Origin of the sequence: Rossellomorea aquimaris (assembly GCF_020172085.1) — a bacterium.
Taxonomy (GTDB): Bacteria; Bacillota; Bacilli; order Bacillales; family Bacillaceae_B; genus Rossellomorea; species Rossellomorea aquimaris_E.
Map to the genome: position 1 here is coordinate 279,077 of NZ_JAIVAT010000007.1, position 13,920 is coordinate 292,996.

Below are 13,920 nucleotides of genomic sequence, written 5' to 3' on the forward strand. Positions count from 1 at the left end.
TAGATGAATTGACATTCACCATTTATATGTTGGAAAAGGTAGGGTAAAATGATGGTAAATAACGTTACGAAAAAGGAAGGTACTATGGCTGAAATGCACCCCTATCATGCATTGAATGTTGATTCAATTCCCGTCCCGGCAGCAATCATCGATGTGAACAACCCATCGTATATAGAAGAAAATGAAGAGTGGAGAGGCATCATCCTGAAAGAAGAAAATCTTCTATTGAAGATAATAGAGGATGAGGACTATTCGATCCGCTTGAATCATCAACCCTATGGGTTCAAACGCAAACGACTGGATGAATCCAAAGTATTAGTCATGATGATCCCTAAAGGAACGAAACGTGATGATTCAACCGATTCTCAATCGGCTGTGTATGAATCCCTCATCCACAATACTCCGACTTGTGTGTGTATCATCGATAAAAACGGAAAGGTCATGGAAATGAATGATTCCTTTCAGGAGCTGTTCCACATTTCCGATGACGTTCTCGGGCAGACTTTGTGCAGGCAGTCCCCGCTTCAGAACCAGCCCTTCACTACCATCGTCAGGAATGGATTGAAAGGTTTGAATACAACAGGGGAAGAAGTGACATTCGATATAGGAAATCTCCGTAAAATCACATGCAATATCACCATTTCCCCTGCTAATTATAAGAGTGATGGAACGGTTGACAGTGTAGGGATCATCCTTCACGATATCACGGAAAAGAAAGAGTATGAAAATGAATTGATGTCACTGAAGGTGGAACTTGAGAATACTCTCCGCCTTCAGAAGACCATCACTTACAAGATTAAGAAAAAAGATCAGGATTTTGTCATTGAGATGGCAGCGGGAGAACTCTTGAAAAAGCTGAATCTCAACCCGTCCAAGGTTATAGGGAAAACCATCCAGGAAGTGTTCGATTCCCATCACTTAGGGAAGATTCAGCCAAAGCTGAAACGGATCTGGGAGACAGGGGAAGAACTGACGTACGAAGATGAATACAAAGAATTAGAGTATCTGGCTTCCATTGTCCCGGTATTCAGGCAGGGTACTGTGGTGGAGATCATCGTATCTATATCGGATATTTCCCTGATCAAGGATATTCAGAGAAAGCTGATTGAGAGTGAGCAAAAATATAAATCAATCGTTAAATACAGTCCGGATAATATCTATATGGTCGACACAAACGGAATCATCCAAGAGGTGAACCCTGCAGTGAAAACGCAGTGGGATCATATATCCCCTCATATGATCGGCAGTCATTTCAGTGAATTCATCGCACAGGGCAGCAAAGAGACAGCCATCAAACAGTTTGAAGTCGCTCTTAAAGGAGAAGCGTCAAGGTTTGTAACCACCTTCGAAAATGGGGAAGGTGGCAAAAGCCATGTAGCGGTAACCAATATTCCCATCCGTGTCAAAAATGAGGTCATCGGTATCTACGGCTTTGGCCAGGACATCACGGAAAAACTGCAGATGGAGGAAGAGCTGAAAGAAGCGAAGGAATTACTTGAGGCATATTTTGAACATGCCGGAGATGGTATCGCCCTCCTTGATCCCGAAGGAAATGTACTAAAGGTGAATCAACAATTTGAGTCAATGTTCGGATGGTCGAAGGATGAGATAACGGGTGAGGTCATCACGTTCCTGCATCAGGAAGATCAGGTCGGACAATTCAAACAGAATCTTGCCACGGTGAAAGCTGGGAAACGGATCAAAGATTATGAAACTGTCCGCTACCGGAAGGACGGCTCACCGGTAGAGATCGCCTTTAATATGAATCCGATCTTAAATGATGATGGACGCTTGATCGGAATTTCCGCCATCATCCGTGATCTATCTGAGAAGAAGCGGAATGAAGACTTACTTAAGAAATCAGAGCAGCTTGCGATGATCGGCCAGCTTGCAGCGGGTGTCGCCCATGAAATCAGGAATCCTTTGACCACATTGAAGGGCTTCCTTCAGCTAATGAAGGAAAATGCAGAAGATGATTTCTACCTTGGGGTCATCCAGGGAGAGCTTGACCGGATCGAAATCATCACGAATGAGTTCCTTGCGCTCGCGAAACCAAGAGCCGTTAAGTTCTCACTTACATCGTTGACGACCCTTCTCACTAGCTCGGTCGAGTTCATCAAGATGGAGTGCCTGAAGCAGGGAGTGGATGTGAGGTTCTCCGTGGAAGAAGCCGAAATCTACTGTGATTCCCATCAAATGAAACAAGTGATTTTGAATGTGATGAAAAATGCCCTTGAAGCCATGCCTGCAGGTGGACTCCTCAGTGTGCAACTTCAGAAGGAAGACGGCTACGGCAAAATTACGATTCAGGATAATGGGAACGGTATTCCACCTGAAAGAATGAAGCATCTGGGCGAACCGTTCTACAGTACGAAAGAAAAAGGGACGGGCCTCGGACTGATGATTTGTCAAAAGATCATCAAAGAGCATCATGGCTCATTATCCATCCAAAGCAACGTGAACGAAGGGACCACCGTCACGATTCTGCTGCCAATTGCAAATGATCAATAATACTACTCTACGATGAGGGATGAATCTTGTCGTAGAGTTTTTTTGTTTACTTGGATTCTGTCGATATTTTAAAGGGAGATCATCCGACAAATCCTGAAAATCGCCTGATGGAATCGCTGATATTTTCCGGGAAATAGTGAGTTCTACAAATTTTTTTATTGCACCACCACTGAAAGGAAATTGTCACCTCATGGCGAGAGCACATCGGCAAGTTTCAACATTTTGGAAACAGGATAAAGGATGAGAAGAGGTGAGAAGAAATGAAGACGAATGTTTTTATAAGCGGCGGAGGGATCGGAGGGTTGACCCTCGGGCTGAAACTGGCCAGGTGCAACATTGATGTAACCGTCGTCGAACGGTTGCCTGGGCCGGGTTCTGTCTACAAAGGAGAACTCCTTCAGCCGAAAAGCCTGGAAATATTCGATTCTCTGGGAGTCATCGGCGAGGTCTTTCAAAACGGCCACAGCATTTCCGATTTAGAATTGATTGAATTGAAAAAGGCGAAATCGAAGGCGGACCATTCCTTGATGAGCTATTCGATCCTCCCGACGCAATATCCGTTTTCCCTCATGATCCACCATGAAACGCTAAAAGACATCCTGAGGAAGAAAGGGAAAGAATATCCAACCTTTCATTATCGGCCGAACACCGTCTGCAAGAAAATCAATGACCATACCGTTACCATCGAGGACCGGGAGACGAAAATGGTACAGGAGATTCATAGTGACTTCATTATTGGTGCCGAGGGGAGAAGCTCTGTCACACGGGACTATATGGGGATCGATGTAAAGGAGAAAAAGTACAATCATCATTTCCTGACCGTCACATTCCCCAGGCCAAGAGACATGGTGAAGGGGCGGATCATTTCTACATATCAATCTTTCTTAGGTCTGTTTCCCCTCCCTGACAATGAAGTGAGATCCGTTTATCTTATTCCGGCAGGTGAGTATAAAACACTCCGGAAAAAGCCGGTTTCAGAGTTTCATAAACTGTATATCGAAATGTGCCCTGACCTTGAAGGGTATGTGAACCAAATAGAAGATTGGAAGAAAATCCAGCTGATGGTCCCATTGAAATATCATGCGGAAACATATGTAAAGGATCATCTTGCCCTCATCGGGGACGCCGTCCACACGGTCCATCCCATGGCAGGGGAAGGGATGAATATGGCGATCCAGGATGGAAGTATCCTTGGGGAATTATTATGTGATATGTATGCAGAAGGAAAATTGGACCCTTCTAATCTTACGTGGTACCCGAAGGTCAGAAGAAATAGGGTCTCCCATCAGATGCACCTCAGTCACTTATCAGCCCTCGTTTATTCATATCCTTATCGTCCGGTGGGATGGCTTCGTAATAAGAGCCTGCAGAGGATGGAAAGGGATTCGATTTCTCATTACAAACAGATGCTCAATATATCGGGTCTCGGCATGTGGCGGGAAACTCTTTATGACCGGATGATCCAGGGGGGAATGCTCCCGATCAGACATGACTCGTTGACGAAAGAAGAGAAAACAGCACCAACCTTTACAGAAGAACAGGATTACCCATGGAAAGGAAAGGAGGCATTACAATGATTAGAGAAATGGTGAAAGTATGGAGGGCAAGGACCTGGATGAAGAAGAATGTCCCGTTTCTATACAGCTGGCATGCCTACGTCGGTTACGAAATGGACCTGTTCGATCGTTTCTCAGAGCCTGCGTCCATTCAGGAAGTGGCACTCTCACAAAACATTGAAATGGATCTTCTTGAACAATGGGTGGAGGTAGGCATCACCATCAAGCATCTTAAGCGGGTGGAGGCTGAAAAAATCACAACGAGAAACAGATGGAAGCTTCCAACTTCCAAAAAAGATCCCCACTCATCAGGCATCCTCCTGAAAGAAATGATGGAGCTTCATATACCGGCACTGTTATCTTATCCCCAACTACTTCGGAACCAGACAAAGCAGCATTTCAATTCGGATGTTCACGGATCCACCGTTGCGAAGACGTCCATTCTATTGGAGCGCTTTGCCTTTCCAAAAGTACAGAAAGCGATCAAAAAATACAATGTAGATTCCATCCTGGACTTAGGATGCGGGGAAGGTGGATATGTGAAAAGGATAGGGGACCGTTTTCCTGACAAACGGATGGTAGGGGTCGAGATCCATGAAGCCGTCGCCAAGGCAGCAGAAGAATCCCTTCAACATTTTCAAAATGTGGAAATCCTTTGCAAGGACTTACATGAATATGAACCCGGGCAGCGCTTTGATATGATCATGGCCAATAATCTATTTCACTATATCGATCCTTCCGAGCGCCTGCAATTCTTTGATAAAGCATCATCATGGCTCGAGCCGGACGGTGTGTTCTTCGTCCTGACCCCGATGCAGAAGTCCAAGCATGGGAAGCAATTCTCGAGTGCCTTCAACAGCTTCTTCATGACATTCCAGAACCTCTACCCGATCCCTTCCCAGAAGGAGATGGAAACACTCGCGGGGAAAACGGAATTCAAAGTCGAGTCCGTGGAACCGATCGTGAAAGAGGGAGGATGGTATGCGATGACCTTTAGGAGAAACTGATCCTTGTTATTTTGTTTGGGGTCGGCTCAGCTGCTGAATAATGGATGGAAATCAGCAGCTGAAATGCTAGGAGAATTCACTTGTCAAAATCCACAAGAAATTCAGCAGCTGAAAATCAAGCCAACATCAGCAGCTGAATTTCTCAAACACATCCACTCAAATTAATTTGCCAAAACAGGATATCCCTCCATCATTTTAGGGTAAAAATAAAAAAGTAGATTCTGAATGTGGAGGAGAGCCAATTGAGTAGACATGACATATATGACTGTATCGGAATTGGAGTCGGGCCATACAATTTAAGTTTGGCGGCCCTGATGGAGGAGAAGACGGATCTGAAGGTGAGGTTCTTCGATCAGACACCTGAGTTCCAGTGGCACCCGGGGATGCTGATCAATCTGACGGATCTGCAGGTGCCGTTCATCGCCGACCTGGTGACGTTCGCAAATCCCCAGAGCCGGTACAGCTATTTGAATTATTTACATACCCACAATCGTTTATATAAATTTTTCTTTTTTCATAAGTTTGAAATGCCCCGCCAGGAGTACAATGACTATGCCCGGTGGGTGGTGGGGCAGCTCACTACTTGTCAATTTCACAGCGAAGTAATCGGGGTTACGGATGTTGGGGACTGCTATAAGGTGGAAGTCGATAACAGGTTAAGGGACGTTCGTGAAGTGTATTATGCCAAGCATGTGGTGATGGGGACCGGAAGCAAGCCTCTTATCCTGGATGGCATGGAAGGGCTGCCCGATGGTGATGTCCATCATACAAGCAAGTACCTGTTTCATAAAGACACCACGATGAAAGGCTCCTCGATCACAATTGTCGGATCCGGTCAAAGTGCCGCCGAGGTGTTCTTCGATTTATTGAAGGAGCAGGGGAACCATTCCTATCAGCTGACGTGGCTGACCCGTTCAGAAGGGATCCTCCAGCTTGAGTCGTCTAAGCTCGGTCAGGAATTCTTTGCCCCTGATTATGTGGACTATTTCCATGGTTTGACGTTCAAAAAGCGTATGGAAGCCTTGAAAACACTGGATCAGCTCAGGAATGGGATCGACCCCGATACGCTTAATAACATTTACAACATTTTATATAACCATTCTGTGAGCGATCAATCGCCGAGCATTACGATTCAACCCCTGACGGAAGTGAATGCGATCCATAAGGAGGGGGAGGTTTACGTCCTGGATTGCCGTCAATGGCAGGAAGATCGTGATTTTTCCTTTCAGAGTAACAAGGTAATTTTAGCGACGGGTTACAAGCCGAATATTCCCGGGTGGTTCTTTGATGAATTCGAGGATAAAATCGTCTGGGAAGATGAGAAGAAATTCAAAGTTTCAAGAAACTATAAGCTTCAGTTTATAGAGAACCCGGACCGTGAACATCATTTTTACACGGTGACGAATCTGGAACATTCCCATGGTGCCGGGGCGACGAATCTTGGTCTTGCCGTTGACCGGAACATCCAGATCATCAATGATATCGTCGGGGAAGAAGTATATGTAGCACAGCGAAAGACGATCTTTTCTCAATTTACCATGGATAAATAAGGGTTTTATTTTAAACGTGCAGGGTAAAGTACAAGTGTGTTCAAAACAAACAAAAATAGGAGTGTTTCATTTTATGGCTAAGATCGCAACGTTACTTACAGACATGTTTGAAGACGTGGAATTTACAGATCCTGAAAAAGCGTTTAAAGAAGCGGGTCATGAAGTGGTGACGATTGAAAAGGAAAAAGGAAAATCAGTCAAGGGCAAGCAGGGGGATGCCACTGTGAAGATCGATGAGAGCATCGACAGCGTGAACCCTTCAGACTTTGATGCCCTCTTGCTGCCAGGTGGATTTTCTCCGGATCAGCTCCGTGCAGATGACCGCTTTGTGAAGTTCACGAAGCATTTCATGGATGAGAAGAAACCGGTATTCGCGATTTGCCACGGTCCTCAATTATTGATTACGGCAAAAGCACTGGAAGGACGAAAAGCGACGGGCTTTAAGTCCATTAAAGTCGATATGGAATATGCAGGTGTCACATACGAGGACAAAGAAGTCGTCGTTTGCGGCAATCAGCTCGTAACGAGCAGAACACCGGACGATCTTCCGGCATTCAATCGTGAAGCATTGGCGCTTCTTTCTAAATAAGACAGATGAATGAAAGGGGACATTCCCCAAGGTATGTTATACCTTTATGGGAATGTCCCCTTTTTTATTGACACTAAGTGTCTTCTTTTATGCTTTTCGTCTAAGGTTCCCCATTTCTTCGATGATCGCATTCATTTCACTCGGGCTGAAATGATCTTTGCGATTCACCATAACATACAGGTCATGGAGGTCTTCGTACATCTCTTCATTAAAATCCTCAGGCTTAACAGCACCCGCATTGACCATTCGTAATTTTTCTTTGATGGCCGTGACCATGAATTCGATGTTTTCGGTCGTGTTTTGTGTTAAATCCATTTCCCAATCGTCCTTTCTGACGTGCCTTTAATACCATTAATCTTTCCATGATTCCTTCATCCTGTCAACAAGCCCACTGAACATGAGTGACTCTTGGAGGATTTTTTTCGGAGAATGTTTTACACTATTAAGGAATGGGAAATGAGTAGGTAAGCTAATACGATGGAAAAGGGTGAGTTCATGGTATCTGTGCTGTTTGTGTGTTTGGGGAATATTTGCAGATCCCCGATGGCAGAGGCGATCTTCAGGGCTAAGGTAGAGGAAGAGAACCTGAGTGATGTAATCGAGGTGGATTCGGCAGGGACAGGAGACTGGCATGTAGGAAAGAAACCTCATGAAGGAACTTTAGCCATTCTTAGAGAAAATAATATAAGGACGGGTGGACTCATCGCACGACAATTTCATGGCGAAGACAAGAAGTATGACTACATCGTGGCCATGGATGCCTCAAATGAACAGGATATGAAGAAGATCCTTGAACCGGACCATCATGGAAAAGTGTTCAAGCTTCTAGACCTGGTGGACGAAAGCCCGGAGAAGGACGTTCCCGACCCATACTATACGGGGAATTTTCAGGAAGTGTATGATCTGGTGGAATCCGGCTGCAGCCGATTACTGAATACAATAAAAGAGGACAATCATTTGAAGGAGGGTAATACATATGGGAAGTAACAAATTTTTTAAAGGGGTCATGCTGGGTGCCGTTGCAGGAGGACTTCTATCACTCTTGGACCGGACAACGCGACAGGAAGTGGGTTCCACATTAAAGAACAGCGGGAATTACATTTCCGCATATTCGAAAAACCCTCAGAGGCTTGTGGACACATCCAGGGAAGTGTATGAAAAATTACGTACAACGGCCGATCAGGTCAGCAGGGACATTCATTTCATCAGTGAGAAGGTAGATGAAATCAAGGGGATGACCCCTCAAGTCAAAGAGATCATCGAGGAGACGAAAGAAACCTTTGAAGATTCATCAGAAGCATACAAAGAAACGTTTTCTGAACGGGAAACATCCAATGAACTAACTGCTCAGGATGAAGACAGCCAGCCGATTGCTTCTTCCTTTAAGGGGTATTAAAGAAATGAGGTGAAAGCATGACGAATGAAACGGTCAAAGGAGAGTGGAAAGGATTCTCGAAAAGTCTTTTCTCCAATATCAGTGCAAATGATGTGACGGGACTTGCCGCTCAAATTGCTTATTACTTTCTATTATCGCTCTTTCCACTGTTGATATTTATCGTCACACTCCTCCCGTATCTGCCGGTTGAACAGGGAGATATTCTTGGGGTGGTCAGGGATTTTGCTCCCGGTGAAACGATGTCGATGATCGAGGAGACGCTTCAGGATGTCATGTCGAACCGTAATTCCGGTTTACTATCGATCAGTATCATTGCTACGATCTGGTCGGCATCCAACGGGATGAATGCGATTGTGAAGAGTTTGAATCGTGCATATGAGGTAGAGGAAACGAGATCATTCATTGCTACGCGCCTGATGTCGATCCTCTTAACATTCGCCATGATCCTTGTTTTCGTCATTGCGCTCTTGCTACCGGTATTCGGAAAGCAAATCGGACTTTTTCTTTTTTCTCAATTTGGATTTTCAGATCAATTTCTCGCCATTTGGAATGGAATCCGGTGGGCGATCAGTCCCATCATTCTCTTCATCATTTTTGTCGGTTTGTACTATTTTGCGCCTAGTAAACGAATCAAATGTTTAAGTGCATTTCCTGGAGCGATTTTCGCAACACTCGGCTGGGTGCTTGTATCCCTTGCGTTCTCCTACTATGTAGGAAGCTTCGGAAACTACTCGGCCACATACGGGAGCATCGGGGGAATCATCGTCCTCATGATCTGGTTTTATCTGACCGGGATCATCATCATGATCGGCGGGGAAATCAATGCCCTCGTGACAATCAAGGACAACGATTCATGTTAAAATAGGGGAAAAAGTGCTCCCCTGACATATCAGAAGATAAAAAAGGGGAAGATTCAATTAAACGGAACGTTTAGTGAATCTTCTTTTTTTGTATGAAAACCGAAAGGAGGAGGCATATGCTGATTGCAGCCATGGTCGAGAGGCTTGGCATCATCGTGACGATAGCCTTTGTGATGACGAGGATCAGCTTCTTCCGTCATTTGATTGAAAAGCGGACGCATGTGAAGAAATCCCAGACACTTCTCCTCATCCTGCTGTTTGGTTTCTTCGGGATCGTTGGTACATATACAGGATTGATCGTGAATCCGTTTCAGGAAGAATATACGAAGTGGCAGTGGCATCTGCAGCAGAATGAAGCGATAGCGAACTCACGGGTCATCGGAGTCGTGGTAGCGGGGCTCCTCGGTGGTCCGTGGATCGGTCTAGGTGCCGGATTGGTCGCGGGAGTCCACCGTTATTTCCTCGGTGGCTTTACGGCTTTCTCCTGCGGAATCTCCACGGTTTTAGCCGGATTACTGGCAGGCTGGATCGGGAAACGGGAAAAAAAGAACCGACTCGTCTCCCCGCAAAAAGCATTTCTCGTAGGCTTCCTGGCAGAAGGAATGCAGATGCTCCTCATCCTTCTTCTGTCAAAACCATTTGCTGACGCTTCTTTACTGGTGTCTGATATCGGTTTGCCGATGATTCTAGCAAATGGGATCGGAACCGGGATATTCCTACTCATCATCAAAAGTGTTTTTTATGAAGAAGAACGTATGGGAGCGGCTCAATCACAAAAAGCGCTCCGTTTAGCCGATAGCACGGTGAAATATATGCGCAGAGGGCTGAATGCCTCGTCAGCCCAGGCCACATGCGAAATCCTCATGAGGGATGTGAATGCGTTGGCCGTTTCCATAACCAATACATCCCATATCCTCGCTCATGTGGGACTGGCTTCAGACCATCATCATGAAGGACGGCCAATTCAAACCGAAGCGACGAAAAGGGTCATTGAAACCGGGGAGATGATGAAAGTGGGACGGGAGGATATCCAGTGTGACAGGACCGGTTGTCCACTCGGAGCAGCCATCATGGCCCCTCTTCTAAAAGGAGATGAGATCGTCGGAACCCTTAAATTCTATTTTCACTCGGAAAAAGAAATTTCACCGATCCTGATGGAATTAACGAAGGGGATTGCGACCCTCCTTAGCCATCAATTGGAGCTGGCGGAAATCGATACTCATAAAGAACTCGCGAAAGAATCGGAAGTAAAGGCACTGCAGGCCCAGATCAATCCTCACTTTCTGTTCAATACGATCAATGTGATTGTGTCGTTGACGCGGATCAATCCGGATAAGGCTAGGACTCTGCTGATTTCTCTATCCCAATTTGTCCGGCAGAATTTGACGGGGAGCACTAAGTCCACTTCCACCCTTAAAGAAGAAGTACAGCACGTGAAATCGTATCTCGCCATCGAAGAAGCGCGGTTCTTTGACCGTCTCGAAGTGGTGTATCACATTGAAGAGGAAGCCTTGCAGACAAAAGTCCCATCCATCACCCTGCAGCCCCTTGTGGAAAATGCCATCAAGCATGGCATGAGGAATGTAGAAGAGGGGTTTGTGTTGAAAATTTCGATTGCTGAGAACGGGGAAGAAGTGACCGTACGCGTTGAAGATAACGGAGCAGGGATCGATGAAAGCAGAGTGCAAACCCTTTTGACACAACCTGTGGAATCGGAGTCGGGTACGGGCATCGGTCTCTACAATGTGAGCAAACGCCTGCAAATGATGATGGGGAAAGAAGCCGGACTGTTGATCTCATCTTCAAAAGGAAACGGGACCACCGTTGAATTCTCTATAAGGAGGGAAAGGGAATGAAAGTCGCAATCATCGATGATGAACCCTATAGCCGTGAGGAGATGAAACATCTCCTGGGTAGTTATCCATGGGTGGAAGTGGTCGGAGAAGCAAGTTCAGCAGAAAAAGGGCTGGAAATCATTTTGACAAAAGAACCGGACGTCCTATTTCTTGATATTGAAATGCCCGGTATGAGCGGAGTGGATCTCGCGGAAACACTGCAAAAGATGAAGAAAAAGCCTGAAATCGTCTTTGCCACGGCCTATCCGGATTATGCCTTGAAAGCGTTCCGGGTAGAAGCTATTGATTACTTACTTAAGCCATTTGAAGAGGACCAGCTTGCCCAGACGATGGAAAGACTCAAGCACTTATTGAAAGTGGAAGAAAAAGAGCCCCGAGAAAGTGCATCCATGGGCAAACTGGCAGTCCAGGATGAAGATAAGATCGTGTTCATCCATCCTCAAGACATTCTCTATATATTCCGTGAGGAGAGGGAAACGTTCATCTGTACGGAAAAAAAGAAGTATACGTGCAGGCTCCCAATCAAGGATCTTGAAGCAAAGCTCACTACCTATCCATTTTTCCGGGTCCACAAAAGCTACCTCGTTCAGCTGCCATTTGTGGAAGAATTGATCCCATGGGGGAGTGGCGTGTATCAGCTGAAGGTACACGGCGCGGATGAAGCGATCCCTGTGAGTCGGAACTATGTGAAGGAGCTGCGGGAGCGGTTGGAGTTGTAGAGTTTGCCGTGTGTACCAGGTACAATGAGTCGTTTTTGTACCTGGTACACTTTTTTTGTTGCGATTTGGTGTTTTATACGATGCACGTCAACACCCTCTCACCACACTTCAACCTTAATTACCGACATCTTAAACAGAATGTGACGAATCTGTGAAAACGCTTGCTATAATGAAAGCGTATTCACAAATGAACGAAAGGGGATCATAAGCATGGTCACATTTCTGGTCTCGATTGTTGTCTTAATCATAGGTTACTTCACATATGGAAAATTAATTGAAAAGATTTTTGGTATTAATGAAACACGTTCAACTCCTGCATACGCGAAGGCGGACGGAGTTGATTACGTCCCAATGGACACGAAGCGGAACTCCATGATACAGCTATTGAACATCGCCGGTGTCGGCCCGATTTTCGGTCCAATCATGGGAGCATTATACGGACCGGTTGCTTTCCTTTGGATCGTACTCGGGGCGATTTTTGCCGGAGCGGTTCATGATTATTTAACGGGAATGATTTCGATCCGTAACGGGGGAGCTCATTTACCGGATCTTGCAGGAAGATTCCTTGGTAAAACAATGAAGCATGTCGTGAACGCATTTTCGATTCTTTTACTAGTATTGGTTGGTACAGTGTTCGTTACCGCGCCTGCCGCATTGATTGCGAACCTGACACCAGCATGGATTTCACTGGGTGTCATTATTGCAGCAATCTTTATTTATTACATCGTCGCAACATTACTGCCAATCGATAAAATCATCGGTAAAGTATACCCGCTATTTGGAGCACTTCTTCTCATCAGTGCGGTGGGTATCGGAGCAGGGTTAGTCATCACGGGAGCAGATATTCCTGAGGTTTCCCTAACGAATATGCACCCTGATTCTGTCGCGATCTTTCCTTTATTATTCTTGACGATTTCTTGTGGGGCCCTTTCAGGTTTCCATGCCACACAGTCACCGATCATCTCAAGAACGACTCAAAACGAAAAGAACGGACGCAAAATTTTCTACGGTATGATGATTCTAGAAGCGATCATCGCCATGATCTGGGCAGCGGCAGCCATGAGCCTGTTCGAGCCTGGTGAACTGAATACCATCCTGAAAGAAGGCGGACCGGCAGCAGTCGTAAGTGAAGTGTCTGTTCTGATGCTTGGTTCCATCGGTGGAACACTTGCCATCCTTGGTGTCATCATCCTGCCGATCACATCCGGTGATACGTCATTCAGGAGTGCACGTATGATCATTGCCGACTACATCAAAGTCGGACAAGTGAAAATGTCCAACCGTCTTTGGATTGCGGTTCCATTATTCGTGATTTCAGTTGTCCTGACTCGCATGGACTTCAACCTGTTATGGAGATATTTCTCATGGGCAAACCAATCGACAGCGATGATTGCTCTATGGGTAGGCGCCATGTACCTCGGTCTTCAAAAGAAACCGCACTGGGTCGCAACGATCCCGGCGATCTTCATGACAATGGTGACGTTCACGTACATCCTGAGCGCTCCGATCGGATTCGGGCTTTCAATGGGAATAGCTTACATGGGTGCATCAGTTGTAACCATTGTGGCGATCCTGGCCTTTATCTACACATTGAGAAAGCGCTTAAACGATGGTACGGTCATCCAGGTCGACGAAGAAGTTCCACAGCCAGCAGCGTAATTGGAGAGTTTTCCGGTTATTACCGGGAAACTCTTTTCTTTTTTTACACAAAATAATCATGATTCACAAACTATATCGTAGGAGTGATTCAGCATGACAAAGAAAACGAAAAAAGACGGCGGTACAAAGCAAAACGGTAAGCACACACCGAAACAAAAAACATCCGGTTCTGCAAACGGTCAGAACGGATATCACTAGACAATCATCGCCAATCCTT

Annotated in this window: 12 protein-coding genes; 11 read left to right on the forward strand and 1 reads right to left on the reverse strand. The window is 45.7% G+C overall.

From position 1 onward, the window contains the following. Nucleotides 1–48 precede the first annotated feature (48 nt). From LCL96_RS13950 to LCL96_RS13970, 5 genes are all read left to right on the forward strand, one after another. A complete protein-coding gene (locus tag LCL96_RS13950; RefSeq protein WP_224942057.1) occupies nt 49–2,511 on the forward strand; it encodes a PAS domain S-box protein in 2,463 nt (820 codons plus the stop codon). Nucleotides 2,512–2,771: 260 nt separating this feature from the next. Continuing rightward, nucleotides 2,772–4,088, forward strand: coding sequence for an FAD-dependent oxidoreductase (locus LCL96_RS13955; RefSeq protein WP_224942058.1), 1,317 nt, complete (start codon nt 2,772–2,774; stop codon nt 4,086–4,088). Further along, nucleotides 4,085–5,074: a class I SAM-dependent methyltransferase gene (locus tag LCL96_RS13960; RefSeq protein ID WP_224942059.1), complete on the forward strand. Its 990-nt coding sequence runs from the start codon at nt 4,085–4,087 to the stop codon at nt 5,072–5,074. The genes LCL96_RS13955 and LCL96_RS13960 overlap by 4 nt, the downstream gene beginning before the upstream one ends. A gap of 242 nt (nt 5,075–5,316) precedes the next feature. Continuing rightward, nucleotides 5,317–6,624 carry a lysine N(6)-hydroxylase/L-ornithine N(5)-oxygenase family protein gene (locus tag LCL96_RS13965; protein ID WP_224942060.1) on the forward strand — a complete coding sequence of 436 codons (1,308 nt, stop codon included), beginning with the start codon at nt 5,317–5,319 and terminating at the stop codon, nt 6,622–6,624. A 73-nt stretch (nt 6,625–6,697) separates the two neighbouring features. Then, nucleotides 6,698–7,213, forward strand: a complete 516-nt coding sequence (locus LCL96_RS13970; RefSeq protein WP_224942061.1) for a type 1 glutamine amidotransferase domain-containing protein — start codon at nt 6,698–6,700, stop codon at nt 7,211–7,213. Between the two features lie 87 nt (nt 7,214–7,300). On the opposite strand, the gene LCL96_RS13975 is transcribed toward LCL96_RS13970, so the two are convergent. After that, nucleotides 7,301–7,528, reverse strand: coding sequence for a DUF1128 domain-containing protein (locus tag LCL96_RS13975; RefSeq protein WP_224942062.1), 228 nt, complete (start codon nt 7,526–7,528; stop codon nt 7,301–7,303). A gap of 162 nt (nt 7,529–7,690) precedes the next feature. Between LCL96_RS13975 and LCL96_RS13980 the strand changes: the two genes are divergently transcribed. The 6 genes from LCL96_RS13980 (at nt 7,691) to LCL96_RS14005 (ending at nt 13,703) form a co-directional block, all read left to right on the forward strand. Further along, nucleotides 7,691–8,200, forward strand: coding sequence for a low molecular weight protein-tyrosine-phosphatase (locus LCL96_RS13980; protein WP_318246430.1), 510 nt, complete (start codon nt 7,691–7,693; stop codon nt 8,198–8,200). Then, nucleotides 8,190–8,609, forward strand: coding sequence for a YtxH domain-containing protein (locus LCL96_RS13985; RefSeq protein ID WP_224942063.1), 420 nt, complete (start codon nt 8,190–8,192; stop codon nt 8,607–8,609). The genes LCL96_RS13980 and LCL96_RS13985 overlap by 11 nt, the downstream gene beginning before the upstream one ends. Nucleotides 8,610–8,626: 17 nt before the next feature. Then, nucleotides 8,627–9,469: a YihY/virulence factor BrkB family protein gene (locus tag LCL96_RS13990; protein ID WP_224942064.1), complete on the forward strand. Its 843-nt coding sequence runs from the start codon at nt 8,627–8,629 to the stop codon at nt 9,467–9,469. A 116-nt stretch (nt 9,470–9,585) separates the two neighbouring features. Then, the gene (locus LCL96_RS13995) at nt 9,586–11,325 is read left to right on the forward strand and encodes a sensor histidine kinase (RefSeq protein ID WP_224942065.1); all 1,740 of its coding nucleotides are present in this window, start codon (nt 9,586–9,588) and stop codon (nt 11,323–11,325) included. Continuing rightward, nucleotides 11,322–12,044, forward strand: a complete 723-nt coding sequence (locus tag LCL96_RS14000) for a LytR/AlgR family response regulator transcription factor (RefSeq protein WP_224942066.1) — start codon at nt 11,322–11,324, stop codon at nt 12,042–12,044. Before LCL96_RS13995 ends, LCL96_RS14000 begins: the two co-directional genes overlap by 4 nt. Nucleotides 12,045–12,254: 210 nt before the next feature. Further along, complete coding sequence (locus LCL96_RS14005) at nt 12,255–13,703, forward strand: carbon starvation protein A (protein ID WP_224942067.1); 1,449 nt, start codon at nt 12,255–12,257, stop codon at nt 13,701–13,703. The last annotated feature ends 217 nt before the right edge of the window (nt 13,704–13,920 follow it).

What these genes read in the sequence shown, in the direction of transcription:
- LCL96_RS13960 (WP_224942059.1), top strand. Translation starts at nt 4,085, where the DNA reads ATGATTAGAGAAATGGTGAAAGTATGGAGGGCAAGGACCTGGATGAAG.
- LCL96_RS13955 (WP_224942058.1), top strand. Translation starts at nt 2,772, where the DNA reads ATGAAGACGAATGTTTTTATAAGCGGCGGAGGGATCGGAGGGTTGACC.
- LCL96_RS13970 (WP_224942061.1), top strand. Translation starts at nt 6,698, where the DNA reads ATGGCTAAGATCGCAACGTTACTTACAGACATGTTTGAAGACGTGGAA.
- LCL96_RS13975 (WP_224942062.1), bottom strand. Translation starts at nt 7,528, where the DNA reads ATGGATTTAACACAAAACACGACCGAAAACATCGAATTCATGGTCACG.
- LCL96_RS13950 (WP_224942057.1), top strand. Translation starts at nt 49, where the DNA reads ATGATGGTAAATAACGTTACGAAAAAGGAAGGTACTATGGCTGAAATG.
- LCL96_RS14005 (WP_224942067.1), top strand. Translation starts at nt 12,255, where the DNA reads ATGGTCACATTTCTGGTCTCGATTGTTGTCTTAATCATAGGTTACTTC.
- LCL96_RS14000 (WP_224942066.1), top strand. Translation starts at nt 11,322, where the DNA reads ATGAAAGTCGCAATCATCGATGATGAACCCTATAGCCGTGAGGAGATG.
- LCL96_RS13985 (WP_224942063.1), top strand. Translation starts at nt 8,190, where the DNA reads ATGGGAAGTAACAAATTTTTTAAAGGGGTCATGCTGGGTGCCGTTGCA.
- LCL96_RS13980 (WP_318246430.1), top strand. Translation starts at nt 7,691, where the DNA reads ATGGAAAAGGGTGAGTTCATGGTATCTGTGCTGTTTGTGTGTTTGGGG.
- LCL96_RS13995 (WP_224942065.1), top strand. Translation starts at nt 9,586, where the DNA reads ATGCTGATTGCAGCCATGGTCGAGAGGCTTGGCATCATCGTGACGATA.
- LCL96_RS13990 (WP_224942064.1), top strand. Translation starts at nt 8,627, where the DNA reads ATGACGAATGAAACGGTCAAAGGAGAGTGGAAAGGATTCTCGAAAAGT.